Source organism: Lactiplantibacillus songbeiensis (assembly GCF_005405125.1).
In the GTDB taxonomy this organism is placed as follows: Bacteria; Bacillota; Bacilli; order Lactobacillales; family Lactobacillaceae; genus Lactiplantibacillus; species Lactiplantibacillus songbeiensis.
This window is the reverse complement of record NZ_BJDL01000025.1, coordinates 53900-73128: the sequence shown is the minus strand read 5'-3', so window position 1 is coordinate 73128 and position 19229 is coordinate 53900. Positions and strand designations below refer to the sequence as shown.

Annotated in this window: 23 protein-coding genes and 1 pseudogene; 19 read left to right on the top strand and 5 right to left on the bottom strand. The window is 42.5% G+C overall.

Features of this window, described 5'->3' with window-relative positions:
• Positions 1–88 precede the first annotated feature (88 nt).
• From FFM77_RS10560 to FFM77_RS10490, 14 genes and pseudogenes are all read left to right on the top strand, one after another.
• Positions 89–1312: an LTA synthase family protein gene (locus FFM77_RS10560; RefSeq protein ID WP_137635729.1), complete on the top strand. Its 1224-nt coding sequence runs from the start codon at positions 89–91 to the stop codon at positions 1310–1312.
• Positions 1313–1425: 113 nt separating this feature from the next.
• The gene (rfbC, locus tag FFM77_RS10555; protein WP_137635728.1) at positions 1426–2007 is read left to right on the top strand and encodes a dTDP-4-dehydrorhamnose 3,5-epimerase; all 582 of its coding nucleotides are present in this window, start codon (positions 1426–1428) and stop codon (positions 2005–2007) included.
• Positions 2008–2016: 9 nt separating this feature from the next.
• On the top strand, positions 2017–3045 hold the full coding sequence (rfbB, locus tag FFM77_RS10550; RefSeq protein WP_137635727.1) for a dTDP-glucose 4,6-dehydratase: 1029 nt from the start codon (positions 2017–2019) through the stop codon (positions 3043–3045).
• A gap of 65 nt (positions 3046–3110) precedes the next feature.
• Entirely contained in the window at positions 3111–3953 is an 843-nt protein-coding gene (gene rfbD, locus FFM77_RS10545) for a dTDP-4-dehydrorhamnose reductase (RefSeq protein ID WP_137635726.1), read from the top strand.
• A gap of 51 nt (positions 3954–4004) precedes the next feature.
• The gene (locus FFM77_RS10540) at positions 4005–4238 is read left to right on the top strand and encodes a hypothetical protein (RefSeq protein ID WP_137635725.1); all 234 of its coding nucleotides are present in this window, start codon (positions 4005–4007) and stop codon (positions 4236–4238) included.
• 353 nt (positions 4239–4591) lie between these two features.
• Complete coding sequence (locus FFM77_RS10535) at positions 4592–4897, top strand: hypothetical protein (RefSeq protein ID WP_137635724.1); 306 nt, start codon at positions 4592–4594, stop codon at positions 4895–4897.
• Between the two features lie 21 nt (positions 4898–4918).
• A pseudogene (locus FFM77_RS14195) lies at positions 4919–5647 on the top strand (ADP-ribosylglycohydrolase family protein).
• The gene (locus FFM77_RS10520; RefSeq protein WP_137635721.1) at positions 5648–5857 is read left to right on the top strand and encodes a hypothetical protein; all 210 of its coding nucleotides are present in this window, start codon (positions 5648–5650) and stop codon (positions 5855–5857) included.
• Between the two features lie 210 nt (positions 5858–6067).
• The gene (locus FFM77_RS10515; RefSeq protein WP_137635720.1) at positions 6068–7558 is read left to right on the top strand and encodes a zinc ribbon domain-containing protein; all 1491 of its coding nucleotides are present in this window, start codon (positions 6068–6070) and stop codon (positions 7556–7558) included.
• Positions 7559–7576: 18 nt separating this feature from the next.
• Positions 7577–8455, top strand: a complete 879-nt coding sequence (locus FFM77_RS10510; RefSeq protein ID WP_137635719.1) for a zinc ribbon domain-containing protein — start codon at positions 7577–7579, stop codon at positions 8453–8455.
• Positions 8456–8468: 13 nt separating this feature from the next.
• On the top strand, positions 8469–9083 hold the full coding sequence (locus FFM77_RS10505; protein WP_137635718.1) for a zinc-ribbon domain-containing protein: 615 nt from the start codon (positions 8469–8471) through the stop codon (positions 9081–9083).
• A gap of 27 nt (positions 9084–9110) precedes the next feature.
• Positions 9111–10631 (top strand): zinc ribbon domain-containing protein, encoded by a 1521-nt coding sequence (locus FFM77_RS10500; RefSeq protein WP_137635717.1) that lies wholly within the window; start codon positions 9111–9113, stop codon positions 10629–10631.
• A gap of 23 nt (positions 10632–10654) precedes the next feature.
• The gene (locus tag FFM77_RS10495; protein ID WP_171001606.1) at positions 10655–11083 is read left to right on the top strand and encodes a zinc ribbon domain-containing protein; all 429 of its coding nucleotides are present in this window, start codon (positions 10655–10657) and stop codon (positions 11081–11083) included.
• A gap of 141 nt (positions 11084–11224) precedes the next feature.
• Entirely contained in the window at positions 11225–12166 is a 942-nt protein-coding gene (locus FFM77_RS10490) for an ADP-ribosylglycohydrolase family protein (protein WP_137635715.1), read from the top strand.
• 58 nt (positions 12167–12224) lie between these two features.
• Here the strand turns inward: FFM77_RS10490 and FFM77_RS10485 are convergent, their stop codons facing one another.
• The 5 genes from FFM77_RS10485 to FFM77_RS10465 all read right to left on the bottom strand — a co-directional run bounded on the left by FFM77_RS10485 (position 12225) and on the right by FFM77_RS10465 (position 13962).
• Entirely contained in the window at positions 12225–12455 is a 231-nt protein-coding gene (locus tag FFM77_RS10485) for a DUF2922 domain-containing protein (RefSeq protein ID WP_137635714.1), read from the bottom strand.
• A gap of 17 nt (positions 12456–12472) precedes the next feature.
• Complete coding sequence (locus FFM77_RS10480; protein ID WP_137635713.1) at positions 12473–12685, bottom strand: DUF1659 domain-containing protein; 213 nt, start codon at positions 12683–12685, stop codon at positions 12473–12475.
• Positions 12686–12818: 133 nt separating this feature from the next.
• On the bottom strand, positions 12819–13034 hold the full coding sequence (locus FFM77_RS10475) for a hypothetical protein (protein WP_137635712.1): 216 nt from the start codon (positions 13032–13034) through the stop codon (positions 12819–12821).
• 1 nt (position 13035) lies between these two features.
• On the bottom strand, positions 13036–13620 hold the full coding sequence (locus FFM77_RS10470) for a hypothetical protein (RefSeq protein WP_137635711.1): 585 nt from the start codon (positions 13618–13620) through the stop codon (positions 13036–13038).
• A 144-nt stretch (positions 13621–13764) separates the two neighbouring features.
• Complete coding sequence (locus FFM77_RS10465; RefSeq protein WP_137635710.1) at positions 13765–13962, bottom strand: DUF1659 domain-containing protein; 198 nt, start codon at positions 13960–13962, stop codon at positions 13765–13767.
• A gap of 151 nt (positions 13963–14113) precedes the next feature.
• Here FFM77_RS10465 and recX point away from each other — a divergent pair, with 151 nt between their 5' ends.
• The 5 genes from recX (at position 14114) to FFM77_RS10440 (ending at position 19081) form a co-directional block, all read left to right on the top strand.
• Positions 14114–14917: a recombination regulator RecX gene (gene recX, locus FFM77_RS10460; RefSeq protein ID WP_137635709.1), complete on the top strand. Its 804-nt coding sequence runs from the start codon at positions 14114–14116 to the stop codon at positions 14915–14917.
• A gap of 101 nt (positions 14918–15018) precedes the next feature.
• Entirely contained in the window at positions 15019–15567 is a 549-nt protein-coding gene (gene ntdP / locus FFM77_RS10455) for a nucleoside tri-diphosphate phosphatase (RefSeq protein WP_137635708.1), read from the top strand.
• A gap of 487 nt (positions 15568–16054) precedes the next feature.
• Positions 16055–16669: a PBECR4 domain-containing protein gene (locus FFM77_RS10450; RefSeq protein ID WP_137635707.1), complete on the top strand. Its 615-nt coding sequence runs from the start codon at positions 16055–16057 to the stop codon at positions 16667–16669.
• A 214-nt stretch (positions 16670–16883) separates the two neighbouring features.
• Positions 16884–18407: an endonuclease MutS2 gene (locus FFM77_RS10445; RefSeq protein ID WP_137635706.1), complete on the top strand. Its 1524-nt coding sequence runs from the start codon at positions 16884–16886 to the stop codon at positions 18405–18407.
• A gap of 149 nt (positions 18408–18556) precedes the next feature.
• Positions 18557–19081: a hypothetical protein gene (locus tag FFM77_RS10440; protein ID WP_137635705.1), complete on the top strand. Its 525-nt coding sequence runs from the start codon at positions 18557–18559 to the stop codon at positions 19079–19081.
• Positions 19082–19229: the final 148 nt, after the last annotated feature.

Here is a 19229-nt window from a genome sequence, read left to right as displayed (position 1 = left end):
CATGGCCTTTTTGACTAGTCTGAATAAAGAACTGGTCTAGTAGAGCAGGTGTTGCACTTCAATTTTAAATCGAGGAAATGTGAAAATTATGGAAAAACCGGATAATTATTCTCGAGATACTATGAATGATTTGGTTAAGAGATATCAGAGTACTAGTAAAAAGATAAATATGAAACGAAAAAGGACAAAACAAAAAGTTGTTTTTATTTTGTCTGAAAGTTTTAGTGATCCAATGCAGGTACCTGGAGTAAAACTCAATAGGGACCCGATACCATACACACGTAATCTAATTAAAAATGGCGTTGGTGGTAATATGATAAGTGATGGATATGGCGGTGGAACCGCAAATATGGAATATCAAGCATTGACTGGATTATCATTGGGGAACTTTTCAGCAACTTTGCCGACGCCATATACACAGCTAGTAGTTAGACAAACGAAAACTTTTTCGGTAAATAATGCATTTTCTAGTAGTCTAGCGATGCATCCTTATGCTGGAACACTGTATTCCCGAGAACAAGTTTTTAAAAAAATGAGGTTTAATGAATTTGAATATTTAAGTCATCGGTATCCCAAAAGATATACGTCTAAAATTGGAACCAATCCATATGTTTCTGATAGATCAGCATATAAATCATTATTATATGCACTAAAGCATAATAGTAATAGTCAGTTTGTACAGTTATCTACAATGCAGAATCATATGCCTTTTACCAAAAAGTATTACAAAAATAATCAGTTTACGGCGACAGGAAAGTTTTCATCTGAAGAGCGTTCGGCTATTGAGACATACAGCAAGGGAATTAATTATACTGATAAAGCCAATCAATATTTGTTACAGAAGCTTAAAAAAATGAAAGAAAATGTAACAGTCGTTTTCTACGGTGATCATTTACCAAGTATTTATGATCATGTGGATTTGGAAAAAGATGGTGTCCAGATGCACAAGACCCCGTACTTTATTTGGTCCAATCATCAAAAGCTAAACCAACCGAAATATCAGAAAATGGTTGGTACTTATTCATTCGCTAGTGAGATGTTACAAGCAACTGATTCAAAAGTTACGCCATATTATGCGTTGGTTCAAAAGGTAAGTGAAAGACTACCTATCATTGCCTCAAAGGTTTCAACAACCTCATCGAATCCCAATTTACCTAGTGGCGGTATGAATTTAATAAATCAAACTAATGAACAGTTAATGACGACATCTGAACTCACTAAGCAACAAAAAAAACTATTACATGATTATGAATTAGTTCAGTATGATTTTACTGCTGGTCATCATTATGCATTGAATAGTTTAACAAAATGAAATAAATTTTTATTAAAAGGTAGTATTTTATGCAATCTGAGTTATGTGCTACTATTAGCTTAGTGGATTTATTGGATTGAGAAATAGATTGTAATAAAATGGAGGACTTAATTTTGGGAAAATTAAAGGTAACTGAAACCAAGTTACAAGATGTAAAGATTATTGAACCAGCAGTATTTGGTGACAAACGTGGCTTTTTCACAGAAACATACTCTGATCGTGATTTCAAAGCAGCGGGGATTGATTTTGACTTTATTCAAGATAATCAATCATTATCAGCCGATGCTGGCGTATTACGAGGGCTACATTTCCAACGTGGAAAGGCTTCACAAACGAAGCTAATTCGCGTGGTTACTGGTGCTGTCTTGGATGTTATTGTTGATGTTCGTAAGGGTTCGCCAACTTATAAGCAATGGGAAGGTTACATCATTTCTGAGAGTAACCATCGTCAATTGCTAGTACCACGTGGTTTTGCGCATGGCTTTGTAACATTAACTGATAACGTTAACTTCTTGTACAAGTGTGATAATTACTATGATGCTGAAGCTGATGGTGGTATTACGTTCATGGATAAGGATTTAAATATTAATTGGCCAATTGATTTCGATCAGGCGATTACTTCTGAAAAGGATGCTAAGCAACCAACTTTTGCTGAATTTGAAAAAGACAATCCATTTGTTTATGGTGAAATTTAAGGAGTCGTTATGAAAAATCTATTAATTACCGGTGGAGCCGGCTTTATTGGATCAAATTTCGTCCATTATGTTTATAATCATCATCCGGAAGTGAATATTACGGTTTTGGACAAGTTAACTTATGCTGGGAACAAGGCTAACATCGCTGATATTTTAGGTAATCGGGTTAAACTGGTGGTCGGTGATATTTGTGACGCACCCTTAGTTGATGAGTTAATGCAACAAACGGATGCGGTTGTCCATTATGCGGCTGAAAGCCATAATGACAATTCATTAAAAGATCCATGGCCATTTTTGAAAACGAATATTATTGGGACTTATACGTTGATTCAATCAGCACATAAATACAATAAACGGTTCCATCATGTCTCAACGGATGAAGTCTATGGTGACTTACCATTACGGGAAGATTTACCTGGACATGGTGAAGGTGTTGGTGAAAAGTTCACGCCAACGAGCCCATATAAGCCTTCTAGTCCATATTCATCAAGCAAGGCTAGCAGTGATCTGTTAGTGCGTGCTTGGGTCCGTTCATTTGGCCTACAAGCTACGATTTCAAATTGTTCGAATAATTATGGCCCTTATCAATATATTGAAAAGTTTATTCCACGGCAGATTACGAATATCTTAAGTGGTATTCGACCTAAACTTTATGGTACTGGTAAGAACGTTCGTGACTGGATTCATACGAATGATCACTCAGCAGCCGTTTGGACGATTTTAACCAAGGGTAAGATTGGTGAAACCTATTTAATCGGTGCTGACGGTGAAATGAACAATAAAGACGTTCTAGAAATGATTTTGGAATTGATGGGACAACCGAAAGATGCCTACGATACCGTAATGGATCGACCTGGGCATGATTTACGATACGCCATTGATTCAACCAAACTACGAACGGAACTTGGCTGGCAGCCGGAATTCACTGATTTTCGTTCTGGATTGGCTGATACGATTAAATGGTATCAAGCGCATGAAGATTGGTGGCAACAAGATAAAGCTGCTGTCGAAGCCAATTACGCTAAGAATGGACAATAGATAGTGAATGATGACAAGGGAAGTGTCGATGGACAGTTCTCTTGTTTTTTTAGGAGGAAATAGTCATGGTTAAAGCAATGATTGTTGGTGCTAGTGGACAATTAGGCCAAGAATTACAGAAGCTCTTAGATGAGCTTAAGTGGGATTACACGGCATTGACGTCTACCGACCTAGATATCACAGATCGAATGGCGGTTAGTGAGAAAGTTCAAGCATTAAAACCAGCAGTTATTTTGGATGCTGCAGCGTATACGGCGGTTGATAAGGCTGAAGATGAAGGTAAAGCTCTTAATTGGAAAGTTAATGTTGATGGAACCAAGAATTTAGCTGAAGTTGCACAAGCTAATGATGTTGAACTGGTGTACATTTCCACAGACTATGTTTTCGATGGGACGAATGAAGGTGTTTACTTAGAAGATGATCCTGCTAATCCGAAGAATGAGTATGGGCGAGCTAAGTGGGCTGGCGAACAAGCTGTTCGTATGAGTGGTGCGAAAGCGTATATTGTGCGGACAAGCTGGGTATTTGGTGAATTTGGGAATAATTTTGTTTATACGATGCAAAATCTGGCCAAAACTCATCCAGTTTTAACCGTCGTTAATGATCAGGTTGGTCGACCAACTTGGACTCGGACTTTGGCAGAATTTATGATGCATTTGTTGGATATTAAGGCACCATTTGGCACTTATCAGTTAAGTAACGATGGTACAGCTACTTGGTATGATTTTGCTTGTGAAATTTTGAAAGATACCGATGTGGATGTTAAGCCAGTGACTTCAGCGGAGTTTCCGCAAAAAGCTTATCGACCACGGCATTCGATTATGAGTTTGGACAAGGCTAAGGGGACTGGCTTTGTGATTCCTAGTTGGCAGGATGCTTTGGCAGCATTTTTAGAATCGATTAGATAATCTATTGGGTTACTAACTGTATGTTTGTGGAATATATGGAGATTAATAGGTATGATTCAATTATGGCTAATTGATCATGATGATGATATTTATCATTATGAATTTCAAATTGATGAGGATCAAAAAGGCAATGTCCTTTTTAGTAAAAGTAGAAAGGCGATTAAATTTACAGACGATGAAATTAATAATTCTCCAGAGCCTTTTCGTGGGAGTCTTGCACATATGTTGTTTGATATGTATCAAGATAATGACTTTAAGGAATATTTTATTAGAGGGTTTTATTAGTAATGTTAAAAAGCGATAATTAATTTTTCCAGTAGAGTATGTACCTTTATTACTGGGATTAGTTATCGCTTTTTGATATGTGAAACTTGGAAAAGTATTTAAAGATTATTGCTAATATTAGAGAAAAATCGTCCTTGAAAATAAAAATTGAGCTAATATGGTGGGCCAAATAGGTTAAGGGATAGTAATTAAGAATAGTACAATTTTATTAAAGCAATGACGGCGGTATTTGTATAAGCAAGTCAGCTGAATTTTTCTATGAAAAGTGAGTGTATTTATGAGCCTATTCACGCTACAATACTAGAAGGACTACAAAGGTTAAGAGTTAATAAAACAAAAAGGATGTTAAGTCAATGACCAACGATGGTATACAAGTATTTCCAGCGGACTATAATTTTTCATACCATTTAATTCTCCAACGGGGGACGGCACACTTTGCCTACTATTACTTTAAGGTGGACAAGCTGGATCAACGCATAACATTTTACGATGATCTAGAACGCAGTGGTATTTCCATTAAAACTCAAATCACCAGGAACTTCATGCGTAAATTAGTTCAAGCAATCGATTGGCATCCGGTAGGGAACAGCATCATTGTAGAAATTTACAATGTCCAGCGGGAGACCTCAAAAGCAACGCGTTTAGCATGTGATATTTAGGGGTTAAGTGAGGCGACAGTAATGCAAGCAGCACGTATTCGAAAGATGCTAATGGCCGCAATTGTTGCCGATGCTTTTGGTGTACCGGCAGAAGGTCAACAACGAGGGACTTATCAGTTAACACAGCTGGTTGGTGGTGGAATCTGGCGGCAACCCATTGGAAGTTGGTCAGACGATACGTCGATGTCATTGGCGTTAATGGCGCATTTAACCGCTGGCGACACTTACGGTGATTTGATGGTACGATTTGCCAATTATATTTTTAAGGGTGACTACACCCCAAATCAGGAAGCTTTCGGTGTGGGACGAACTTGTCGTCAGGCAGTTCGAAACTACTTTTATGCGCAGGTACCGGCAACGGCAGCTGGTAGCAATTAAGTCAATAGTAATGGTAACGGCGCCTTGATGCGGTTAGCACCATTGGCTATCGTGTTAGCGGATGAATCGCAACTAAGTAAACGGCTGAAGCTGGCACATGACTATACGTGTATGACCCATCGCCATCCACGGTCAATCTTAGCAAGTTATTTCTATTTAGAAATCTTGCATGCTTTGTTGACGGGAAGTTCTTTGCAAGCGGCGTTACAAGTAGTCCCAGTGCAACTGAAAGACGGGCTAGCTAAACAAAAAGAGATTTTAGCGGAATGGTCTAATTTCGATTTTATCTGGCAACCAGAATTTAAACAAACCTCACGTACTGCTATCAAGTCGACTGCCTATGTTGTTGATACGTTAGCAGCGGCGATTTAGGTGAACTTAAATAGTACTGATTTAACACAAACTATTGAGTTAGCGGCCAATCTGGGTGGTGACACGGATACCATTGCGACGATTAGTGCCAGTTTGTTTATGGCCGGTCATCAACATGCGTTAGTGCCGGCTGATTGGTATCAGTGTTTATGTCATGTCGAAGTGGCTGAACGCATTGTGGGTCCGTTTGCTAAGCAGTTTGCAAGTTAACAGCTAGAAAAAACCAGGATAAGATGATAAACCACAATTAATTGTATAATTACCCAATCTAAAAACACCGATTAACCCCAACCAAGTTAATCGGTATTTTTTAGTCGTAGAAATTTCTCCCCAATAATTATTAAGATTCCAATAAATTAGCTTAAAATTATGATAAAGTATTAGATGAATAAGTTTATATCAAAAAGGGAGATTGGGGTATTGCATTTTCAACAGAAATTATATCGGGCGGCTGATGACCAAGGCGGGGAACGCCGATTTTGCCCGAACTGTGGGCAGGCGGTCACGGCGAGTGATGAATTTTGTGGTAATTGTGGCTATAACTTGCTACAAGCGGCTGCTAGTCAGGAGACGACTGCAACTAGCACTAGTAGTTCTCAGTCGCAATCAACAGCGACGACCACACAATCCACGGCGACTCAGCCAACAGAAGCAACGCGAACAGCTAACGTTAACAAGCAACCAACATTACCCAAGTGGGCTTGGATCACGATCATCGTAATCGTCGTGCTAATTGGTGGGGCCTATTTATTCGGTCGCAATTATTATTCACGCGCCAACCAGTTAGACCGTGATATTAGTGCTTTAAAGACTGGTAAGAAAGGGCTCGCTCAACAGTTTACCACGTCAGATCCGTCATTGAAGCTGACTGATAAGACGCTACAGCCGTTAGTAAACCGCTTCAAGTCGAATCGCCAATCGTTAGCGACTTTCCAGAGTCAACTCCGGACGGGGTCGATGACTACGGATGGGCTGTTTGAGTATACAGTCACTGGTAAAAAGTGGCTTTTGTTTGATAAGTATCAAATTAAAGTGAAACCACTCTATGCCAAGTTGACGACGAATCGCAGTGGGGTGCAGCTGAAAATTAACGGTAAATCAGTGGGATCATCCAACTCAAACTACTATGAGCACAAGTTTGGCCCCTACGTTCCCGGCAATTATCAGTTGCTGGCATCCGGGACGGTCAATGGTCAACTGTTACAAAATAAGAGTACCGTCTACTTACATCAAAATAACCAGCGTTACGATTTATCCCTAAAGACGATTTCATTTACCGTGACGGGGACACCGAAGACAACGGTTTACTTGAATGGTAAGTCCCAAGGTCAGATTGGCAGTGATGGCACTTTAGCCATTAAGGAAACAGCCTGGTCGAGTAACCTTGAACTCACCGGTAAGTACAAAGTTGGTGGATCCACGGTCACCTCTAAGACCCGTAAAATCAGCCAGAGTGACGCTGACGGTTCCGTGAGCCTGACATTCCCTGGAGTGATGAGCAAGTCAACCGCTAGTGACTACTTAACTGGGTTATTTACGGCCATTAGTAACTATACTGACAGTGGCGACTTGGGCGATGCATCGGATGACGATGATAAGAACCTCGACAGTTACTTTGTTGATGGCACGGCTAACAGTGACTACCAAGGCTTTATGACGATGGCGAAAGGCTACTATAAGAACGATGGCGTCCTCAGTGTCGACTATAGTCCATCTGTCTTATCGGTCGCACCAGCAACCAAGCAACAGAGCCAACTGACCTATGATGTGAAGTATGATTTTGAAAATTCCAAAGATGAACGGATTCAAGTCTTCCGATACACGGCGACCTTAGAACCAAGTGGTGACAGCTACAAGATTGTGAAGATTACGCCGGCCCAGAAGATTCGCGCCTATACATCGACAGATTAAAAATGGAGGCCCAAACTAATGCAAAATTATTGTCCTAATTGTGGTGAAGCCGTTGATGGTGACACCCGTTTCTGTACTCACTGTGGGTATGATTTACAACAAGCAACGGCAGAATCTGCCACTAATACCACGACTAATACGACACAAACGACGACAGATCAACCGAACCCAGCTGCGGCGCCAACTAATGATCGGGTGGCACAACTGCAGAACTATTCGAAGAACTACTTTAGCTGGTTTGTTGAATCGATCAAGCATCCTAACACGGAAGCGCCGGCTGAGAAATACTTCGGTATTATTTCCATGGTGTTGAGTGCCTTATTACTCACATTTGCGATTGTGGCGGCGATTAACCGGTTCATTAAGCAGGTCAACGAATCGACTGCTAGTGCCATGGTGACGTTAAAAAACTTATCATTCGGCCTAGATACCAAGCTTTTCATTGTCGTAGTAATTGGTGTGTTGTTCTATATCTTAATTGGGTTTGGTGCCAGTGCGCTCGGCGATAAAAACGGGGCGGTTAACTTTTTTGATTATTTGAACCGCTTTGGTCATTTAACGAATGTTGGGTTAATTCTAAACATTGTACTGATCTTTTCCGTTTACACGATTACCTTTAATGTCGACTCACCATTGACCTTCGTCAAGCAATTGGCTTTTGCGTTAGTCGTCGTGGCGGCGATTAGCATGGTTTGGCAAGTCGGTTATATTATGGCGATTAACAATTCGATTAATGAAAAACGGTTCGACAAGTTTTATATTATCTTGATTGCGTTAGTTGTGTTGAGCTTAGCCTTTTACATCTTTGCCCGGATTGAATCTGAAAACTTAGTGTTAGACTTTGCCCAAGAATTTTCGCAAAACGCTTCACTCGGGGATCTCTTCAGTAACTTTTAGGAGGGGCGCTTAGATGTTTTGCTCAAATTGTGGTAAAAAAGTGCCCGCCGACACCAAATTCTGTCCCTTTTGCGGTGCTAAGTTACAAGCAGCGCCATCAGCCAGTACGCCAGTAGCACCAACGGCAACAAACTGGCAGAGCTGTTTAACAATCTGGTATCACGGCCTAAAGTATCCCTGGCTTGCATGGGTCATTTTAGTTGTGCTCATCGTTGGCATCGGTAGCGGTGTTTACCATCACCAAGGTTTGAAAGCCCAAGTAGCGCGCTATAACAGTTGGTATGTCGTCTCAAAAGCGGGTCTTGCTGGGCGCCCTACGAGTGATGGCGTGACCCGGATCGTTTTTCGTCAAAACGGTCGGGTGGCTTTAAATGCGGACGACGATGCCGATTCCTTACCAAACGCGGTGGGGATGCGGGTCAAAGACTTTGGCAATTGGCAAGGTGATCATAACCAAGTGACCCTGCATTTGAGTGAAAATGGCTCGACTTTGAAGATGACCTTTACAAAACGCAGTAAGTTCTCAAAAGTCATCAATGGGACCAAGTATCAAGGTTACTTAGTGCAAGCTAACCTCGTCTCGCAAGGCGATCACGAGCATGCCAATGTCTATCTCTTACATCGCTAATTGGCATTAATTTTGGAGGAATAACTGATGAAACTAACACAAAAACGGTATCGGGCAGCCGATGACCAAGGTGGCACCGCCTTTTGTCCGAATTGTGGCGCGAAAGTCACGGCCAGCGATGAATTCTGTGGGAATTGTGGGTTTAACTTAGCCCAGTTTGCCGCCGCTAACGCTGATCAATCTGAATCAATAGCACCTGAATCGGCCACGTCAGCCAGCTCAAATCAAGCTACCACTGACAGTCAACCAACTGCCACGCAACCAGTCACTGCTCAACCAACGGCGAGTGCGCATCGGCGCCAATCAGTTGGTGGCAATCAGCACGGCAGCACGATGCCAACTTGGGCATGGGTGCTCATTGGGGTGGTCGTAGTCGTCTTAATTGGCGGGTACGTGTTCGGTCATAGCTATTATAGCCGGGCCTCACAATTAGATCGCATAATTACCGCGTTGAAAACGGATAAAAGTGGTCTCGTGACCAACTTTACGAGCTCGGATCCTAATCTGAAGTTATCAGACAAAAAGATTAAGCCATTGGTTCGATACTTCAAGAAGAATCCACAAGCTTTGGCGACCTTCAAACGGCAATTGAATAATGGTCAAACCGTTGACGGTGCCTTTACGTATCAATTGACGGGGAAGCACTGGCTGGTCTTTGACAAGTACCAAGTCAAAGTGAAGCCGGTCTATCCAACCGCGACGACTAACCGGAATGGCGCTAAAATTAGCGTTGACGGCAAGACCGTGGCCACATCGACAAGTACCAGCTACCGTAAGCAATTGGGACCATTAGTCCCCGGCACGTATACGATTGCGTCTAGCGGTACTGTCAGCGGCAAATCAATGACCAACAGCGGGACCTACCATTTGACTAAGTCCAGCCAAGCCATCGACCTCGCGTTACGCACAGTTTCGTTCACCGTAGAAACGGCGCCCAAGACCGTGATTTATGTTAATGGGAAAAAACAAGGTACCGCCGATTCAGCTGGTGAGCTGGTTGTGAGTGAATTGCCGTGGTCTGGAAATATGGAAGTGTCTGGTGAATACAAGCACGGCTCATCAACGGTCACGTCTAAGACCACCCAAGTTACGGAAGATAATCAAACGATTAACTTGGAATTTGCCGGGGTGATGACGTTGAAAGACGCCGATGCCTATATGGATAACTTGTGGGTCGCGATTCAAGAGCTATCTAATACCGGTGACATTGATCAGGCAACGGATAACGATGATCGTAGCTTGGACGACTATTACACTGATGGTACCGATAATCCGCAATACAAAGAAATGGTGCGGATGTCGAAAGGTTATTATAATGATGATAGTCTGACTGGGATTGACTACGATTCAGAAGTCCGGGCCGTCAAGCCAATGAGTAAAAATAAATCAATCATCACCTATTACTTAACGTATCGTTTTGGCACGGATAACGGGACGCATTTGCAAGAGTTCAGTTATGACGCCGAAACCGTTAAGCAGGGTGACACGTATCGTATCGTCAAAGTCACGGGTGGGCAAAAGATCCGTGACACCCACGAAGACGATTAATTTAACTGAAAGTAGGAATGAGAATGTTAACGCAACGTTATCGGGTCTGCCCGAACTGTCAACATGAAAACTTAACTGACGCTAACTTTTGTCTCAGTTGTGGGACCAAGTTGGACGTCAGCACGGAAATCGTGAAGTTACCACATGCTGGGGATCAAAAATTTGTTCCCACAGTTGACTTGACGCCGGATGAACAGGCGGTCGTTGATCAACTCGTCATCACTAGTGGCACGATTCCCAATGGGTTCACCCGGGGCGGCGCCATCTTTGCGGATGGTGACAACCATGGTGAGAACGGCTATAAGGGTGCCTGGGAAGACCTGACACTGAATCTTTGGCGGTTATGTATTGGCCAGAATTATGCCGGGATTGCGAACCTGAAGATTGAACCCACTGTGCGTGGCCAATTTATTTCGTTGTTAGCGTATGGTGACGCATTATTAAAAGCCTAAACAGATTTTAAATCGAGTTGCGTAGTTGTATCTTGAAAGGGATGCGCTACGCTTTTTTGATAAATAAATTAGAACGTGTGTTCATTTTTACTGAATAATGCTAGACTAAAATTAACTGATTTAAATTGGAGGGATAGACCGATGCAAGCAGCACAACTGCGCCAATTTATTTATGCCGGCATTGTCGGTGATGCGTTTGGGGTACCGGTGGAATTTAAAGCGCGGGGAACTTATCAGGTGACTCAGATGACGGGGAATGGCACTTGGGACCAACCGCGGGGCAGCTGGTCAGATGACAGTGCGATGACGTTAGCGTTGATCGATAATTTAACAACGGACGGCAACTATGCGGATTTATTTGAAAAGTTCCAGGCTTATATGATGTGGGGTGCCTACACGCCGCGCGACGTGATGTTTGATATTGGTAAGACTTGTGCGCATGCGATTCGCAATCGATTTATTAATCAGTTGCCGCCAACCGCCTGTGGAGACGCGTCTGAGTTCGCCAATGGCAACGGGGCACTTATGCGATTAGCACCGTTAGCGGCCGTCTTGCAGGCTGAACCGAATTTGCCGACGCGCTTGCAAGTTACGGCTGATTATACCAAGTTGACACACCGACATCCACGTGCAATTTTAGGCAGTTGTTTGTATTTGGAATGTTTGCATGCCATGTTAAATGGGGCCAGTTTGGCTGCGGCGTTATCGCAGGTATCAGCGTCCTTACCGTTGGCGCTCCGTCATACGCCAGATGTATTAGCTGAGTGGTCACACTACGCGCCGTATCTAACGCCGACGATTGGCACGTGGTCCGTAGATCAGATTAAGTCGACAGCGTATGTCGTGGATACCTTTGGCGCGGCCCTGTGGTGCACGGCTAAAGCCCAGTCGATTCAGGAAGCCATTATTTTGGCCGCTAATTTAGGTGGCGATACGGACACTATTGCCATGATTGCGGCGAGTTGGACGGCTATCCGCTATCCGATACAAGCTGTCCCGACCGAATGGCAAACTGAGTTGTTGAACCAGGAGTTATTAAGGAAGTTGATTGAGCCCTTTGTGGCGAAAATTGCGGATAAATGACTGCAAAAAAGCCCCGCTAGAATCAGAATCGATTCTAACGGGACAGGGTTAGTGAATACTAATCTGCTTTAGGTGCGTCAATAATTGGTGTCTCAACCGTTTCAACATACTTGGCAGCCACGGGTTCTGCTAGTAAATTGACACCATCTTTGTCGAACAGCTTGGTGGCAGCTAAGTCAGCCATCGCTTTGGCAACGACTTCTTTAGTGAGACCATCACTGGCGTAGCGCAACTTCAAGTGATGGATTTTGTGGGTACTGGTCTTAAAACTCATATCTAAAGTTTTCATCGATTAACTCCTCCGGTTTAGACCGCGGGTGCGGCGTGATATTGGTAGTAACTGACAACGTTAGCAATAGTTAATTGATCACCGGTTAAGGTTTCCAATGCTGTACTAAAAGCAGTCAATTGGGTGTCGGTAAGGTCTTGAGTGATGGCGTTAAAAGCCTGTTTATGCTTTTGACCGTCCTCAGTTTGCATTTCGACGACGAGTGTTGACTTCATCCAAGTTTTGTTCATTGGTCGTTCCTCCTAAGTTTTTTGGTAGGCTGGCCAGCTTACATAGATAACAACGGTTAGGGTGGGGGAAAAGTGCACCTAAGGTTGAAATAAAAAACGCCACCCAGTTAGGATGGCGTCAAAGATCATGTTGTTAGTTGGATTTTTTAATTGAAGACGGTTGGGACTGACTATTGAAGGGTATTTCGGTAGGACGGTTAGTTTTAAGTAAAACATCATTGTTTTGAGTTAAGGTTGTTGTTACTTTTGAAGCGAGTAAGTCGTATTTAACAATCAATTGATTAAAGTCAACGTTATTTAAAAAGTCATCCATTTCTTTAGTTGTTAAATTGATTTCTAAAGATTTCATATTAATCTCCTTTAACTGGAAGGTATTGTCGTTTGGTTTGAATTAAATTGATGTTTCGGATACAAAGTTCGATACCATTTGGTACAATTGATACCCAATTTGTTTTTAGGGTCGTCGTGTATGTTTTCATTTTAACAGCATTGATTGAAATTTGTTGCTTTTTTATCGCCATAATATATAGTTCGATTGTAATACCGTCGAGCACACTTTGTTTACGGCTACTGACGGCCCGCTGATATTTATGTTGAGCAACTAGTTCAATTTGCTGTCTAACTTTGTTTTTGAATTCATGATAATTAGTCTGATTATGACTGTTGTCGAGGTCTAAAAGTTCATTGTGATTAATCTCTGTTTGAATTTCTACGACGGTCCAATTAGTATGGTTGAACCTAATACTAAAGTCTTTGGCAAGGCTAGGATTATCAATAAATGTATAAAGTCCAAACCCTAAGCTACCAGGGACTTTTTCATGATTATGTGGACTATAAAGATTGTTCATCATAACGGGAAGTTTAATTGAAAAATTCACGGATAAGATCTTATTTGCATTTTGTTTATTAGTACCATGATATGAAATGTATTTCAATTTAAGCCTCCTAAAAGATGTCATGTTTAAGGATAACATTGTTTTTTAGATCATCTGTAATCTTTACAAAAGAGCTACTGATTCTTTACAAAAAACGCCACCCAGTTAGGATGACGTCATGAATAGTATGGGATGGATTAAGTTCTAACGTTGAAACTGATAAGTGGTGCGTAAAACTGCCATTTCAAACGGCGCTCCGGCTAATTGTGCAATCGCGTTGCTGAAGTCGTTAATTTGGGCGGGGGTGGGATCATGGCCCAGCTGACTGAACGTCCGCTGAGCGGTTTCAGGATCATCGGTTAGAATCACGATGGTTAAGCGTCCCGTTTGCCAAGTTTGCATAAAGTACCTCCATTACATGAATTTTGTCAGGTGCTTGACAAGATAATAACGCTTCAAATGCTAGAAAAGTGCAAGTTTAAGACGTGAAGTGAGCGTTAAAGTTTGATACATTAGGTAATGAAAGACTAGCGATAGTGAAGCGGAGGATAAGATGGTAGCGAAAGTAACGATGATTCAGGCTCAAAAACGGAAGGGCCGCTATAATTTATATTTAGATGAAAAGTACGCATTTCCGATTAGCGAAGCCGTCATGATTAAGTATCGAGTCGCCAAGGGCATGGAGATTACCCCAGCACTTCAATTAGAGATGATGGCCGCCGATGATGTCTCGCGGGCTTATTCACGGGCCTTAGATTATTTGTCACACAGCTTGCGGACCGAAAAAGAAGTGCATGACAAGCTGGTTCAAGAAGAAATTGAGGAAGACGTCATCACGCAAACGATGAAAAAGTTACGTGAGCTGCACTTGTTAGATGATAGGCAATATGCCGATGCGTATGTGCGGACCGCCAAGAACACCTCGGATAAGGGGCCACGGGTGATTCGGCAAAAGTTGCGTTTAAAAGGTGTTGGTGAGCAGTTGATTGATGATGCGTTGGCCGGTCAATTCTCAAGTGATGATCGGTTAGACAATGCCACGGCGATGGCACAAAAGCTTGCGAAACGCTATCATCGCCAAGCGTTCAAGACGATGCAACAAAAAGTCCGGCAGGGTCTAATGACCAAGGGCTTCGATAATGAAACGATTACTGCGGCAATCGACGCCTTGGATTTGGAACCAGATGTCGATGAACAGTGGGAAGCCTTGGTTGCACAAGGGGAAAAGCTGTGGCGGCGTAACCGGAAATATAAGCCGTCGGAGCGCCGAATGCGGACGAAACGGAACTTATATCAAAAGGGTTTTTTAATCGATGATATTAATAAATTTATTGAGGAACAAGACGCTGAGGAGTGAAACCGGGTAAATAGGTACGCGCGCGCCATTAAAATCTGTTATAATATTTAATGAAATTCGATGAAATTTTTACCCTGATGTTTTGGAAAGTTGGGCGATACATGACGCGCGAAGCTAAAGGACCTAAGGAAGGCGACTTCATTACGATCAAAAGCTATAAGCACGACGGGAGTTTACATCGAACTTGGCGCGATACAATGGTACTCAAAACAAGCGAAAATGTCTTAATTGGTTGCAACGATCATACCCTGGTCACCGAAGATGATGGTCGGCGGTGGGTGACTCGTGAACCGGCAATCGTTTATTTTCATAAGCATTATTGGTTTAATATCGTGGCGATGATTCGCGACAACGGTGTTTCATATTATTGTAATTTAGCTTCACCATATGTTTTAGATAAAGAGGCTTTGAAGTACATCGACTATGACTTGGACGTCAAAGTTTTCCCCGATGGTGAGCGCCGTTTATTGGATGTTGATGAGTACGAGGAGCATGGGGCCAAATGGCAATACCCGCCTGAGACCGACCGCATCTTAAAAGCTAACGTGAAAGTGTTAGTGGATTGGATCAAGCATAAAAAGGGCCCATTCTCACAAGAATACATTGATATCTGGTATAGCCGTTATCAAGAATTATCACGTCGGCAATAGCTCTGCTGGCGGCGAGCCAGTAGCGTAATTTAGTTTAGTTAAGAAAAGAGGACATCCAGTTGGGTGTCCTTTTTTGTTGGATGGAAAGATAGGCACAGAAAAAGAGACACTGTTAAGTTAATCATAGAGCTGTTTTTCAGAGATTAATCGTACAGCATGTTTGGATATAAAGTTATTGTAAACTTTGTTTCATATTGCTTCATATTGTTGATTATTGAAGCAGTAGCTGTTAATATCAAATTATAAAGAGTAAGTTATTCTCTTAGTTGATCAGGCAACTATAAAATCAGATAGAATTGTTAACCAATTTTGATGGTTGATTAACGTCTGCTGGGGACAGAAAAATCCAGATAGTAGTTGCTAGTTGAGTGTTCACTAGCGTTCGCTGAGAACAGAAAAACCTGATACACGACTGATTGTATTTCTTTAATTTAAGAGATGCAATCAGTCTTTTTTTAAAATAAAATTTGAAATTAGGTTATATACTTTGGATATTAAGGCAAAATATAGACGAGCTAATCAATCAGAGGGTCGAAAAATTGTATCTTTTATGCCAGTTTTGAAAGTAGCTCAAGTGTACGTCGCCAATAATTTTATTGAAAAAGAACGCTGTTATTTATATAAAGCTGGTAATCGTATATTGTGCCTTAATTTTTATTTTCTACCGGAAAATTTTTTGCATTTATGCGGATTAGGGTATAAACAAGGTGGTGCAAAACGTTTTTGGCACGATTTACAGAGAAACCATGTAATAGTAAGTAACTTACAGGTGAAGTCAGATGGTTCTACCTTTCAAAAATTGCAGATTCTTAATTTGTTACCTTATTTGGATAAATTGGATTTAACGGTTACCGGTATGGGGACTTATTTGCATTTGAACTATCAGCATGCGATTAGAACTAGACGTGAGTTGATAGCACTGGCATTAGTTCATGACGAAGCTCACTATCGGCCGTTATCGCTTTTGAATTTACAAGGTGGAAAATTTAGAAATGATAAACAATATCCAGTCGTGGCCATTATCGAATGTCAAAGCGATGGTTCTAAGATACTAATTGCTGGAAACAAGCCGCTAGATTTTTGGAAGACATACTTGTGTTGAAACTAGGGTGGTCACAAAGCGTGCGTCAGGCCAATATTTGCCCGAATTACCACGATATGATACAGTTAACACCAGCAAAAACAAGGGGTGACGTTAATGAGTGTGCTAAATTGTCGCGCGATGTCCGGCACAAATCAGTGCAAGTTTTAGCAACAGCAGGACCGACAATTCAAAATAATGAGTTTCTCCATGCTGTTCGCTGCAAGGAGAAGAAATGAATTTAAAACAAATTACCCAGTTAGACCAAATTTTAACCACGGTTGCAACCTATACGCATAGTAAACGGGCGGCAGCGGATTTACAAGCGGCGCCTAATCTGACCGATTTAGCGGCGGTGCAAGCTCAATTGACCTTAACCACGGAAGCACATCGGTTATTAGCTAACGATGTCACGTTAACGTTCTTTGACCTGGATCAACTAGATGCGTTACAAACGAAGCTGGCACAAGGCTTACTCTTAAATGCCCAGCAGTTAGGGCTAATCAGTGACTTTTTGACTAGTTTGCAACGGTTAAAATTGACGCTGCAGACGCATCAAACGCTGGCCCCGCATCTAGTGACAATGATGGCACCGGCAACTCGGCTCAGTGGCCTACAAGGTCGACTGGCACAAGTGATTGTGCATGGACAGGTGGCCGATCACGCCACCCCAGAACTGGCCGACTTACGGCAACAAATCAGTAAGCAGCGGCAACAAGTGCAAACGGCCTTAACGCAGTTTGTACAAAAGCATCCGCAAGCGGTCCAGAGTCGGCGGTTGATTACCCGTAATGACCGTGTTTGTATCCAGCTAAAAGCCAGTTATAAGAACCGGTTTAGTGGTCAAGCGGTTGATCAATCCGATACGGGTTCGACGATTTTCTTTGAGCCCGCCACAGCGGCAAAAAAAGGCGCGGTGTTAAGCAACTTAATTACCGCGGAGAGTGCCGAAGTTTATCAGCTATTGGCGACCTTAACCGGTGACGTTCAGGAACAGTGGGACGCACTGACGAAAAATCAAGTGCTGCTTAGTCAGCTTGATCAAATCTTGGCGCGCGGGCATTACGGCCTCGACACGAATAGTCAGGCTCCTGCGCTAAATACGAACCAGCACATTAAAATTGTTGCGGGACGGCATCCCTTACTTGGTGAGCACGTAATCCCGTTAGATATTGAACTTGCCCCGCATCAAGGTTTAATGATTACGGGGGCTAACTCTGGTGGGAAGACAGTGGTTCTAAAAACCATTGCGTTGTTTGCCCTGATGGTCCAAGTGGGTTTGGAACTACCAGCTGCGACCGGTACAGAAATGGCGGTCTTTAGCCAATTCTGGATCGATATTGGGGATAATCAAAGTATCACGGCCCAATTGAGTACGTTTGCGGCGGAAATGACCACGTTGGTTGAAATGACGGCTGGTATTCAGCCGAATGCGTTGGTTTTACTAGATGAAATTGGTAGTGGGACTGATCCAGAAGAGGGTTCGGCCTTGAGTATTGCGATTATCGAGTATTTACGGCAACAACAGGCGACGATTATTGCCACGACACATTTCAGTGCGATTAAGAGTTATGCGGTTGACTGCCCAACGTTTATGACGGCCACGATGGCTTTTGACCAAAAGACACTACGGCCGACTTACCGACTACTATTGCATCAAGTCGGGGCCAGTGAAGCTATCTGGTTAGCGGAACGGTTAGGATTAGCCCAACCGATTATTACCGCGGCCCGTGAACGACTCGCCACTAAAACCGACTAATCTTATCGGCCTTCAGCACGCAATCAGCGGCGTGCTGAAGGCCGTTTTTTGGCGTTGACCTGGTTTTAACCTGATAAAAGCAGTCGTAAGTTGGAAAAGTTTGCTATAATTAAAGTAATCGTTTTCTAAACTCGGGGAGGTGACCGCGAATGGCGGTAGCTTGGGGAATCTTAATTTTTAACACCAGTTTGTTAGTGTTACTAGGAATTGTATTGATTGTGACCAAAGTATCCGTGCGGTATTCGGGCGTGGCTAATCATCCAGAAATCTTGGATCGTTTAAGTTCATTCATGGGTTACTATCGGTTCGATGATAAAAAAATGCGTATTAAGCTCATGCGTCATTTGGATGAGGCGTGGTTTGCGGCCATGGTGGCAGAAAAAGGGCGGCGTTATTTACATATTCCGAGTCCTTTGCAAAATGTGTTGATTGGTTTAGTGATTATGACGGAGTGGCTACAGTTTATTGGTACTTTGACGCCAACGGTTGGGCTACAGTTAGCATTAGGACTAGCGATTGTGATTTCGTTGTTAGCCGTGATTGAGCAAGGGCTACATTGGTTTGCGTTACATCACTTTGCAGCAGCGCAACATTTGCAAGCGCAGTTAGTCCGGCAATGTGTGGAACTGCTATTGGTAGAACAAGGTGCGGATCAAGTTGAGGCACGAGCCTGATTGATGAGAGTTGAGTCGTTAAGACTTGGCTCTTTTTTGTATACGGGCATAAAAAAAGCTCGCCCAGACAAAATTGTCTGAACGAGCTTGCTTAACACTAATCGCAACCATGATTCAAATCCGTTGAGGTTGAGATAATTTAAATCAT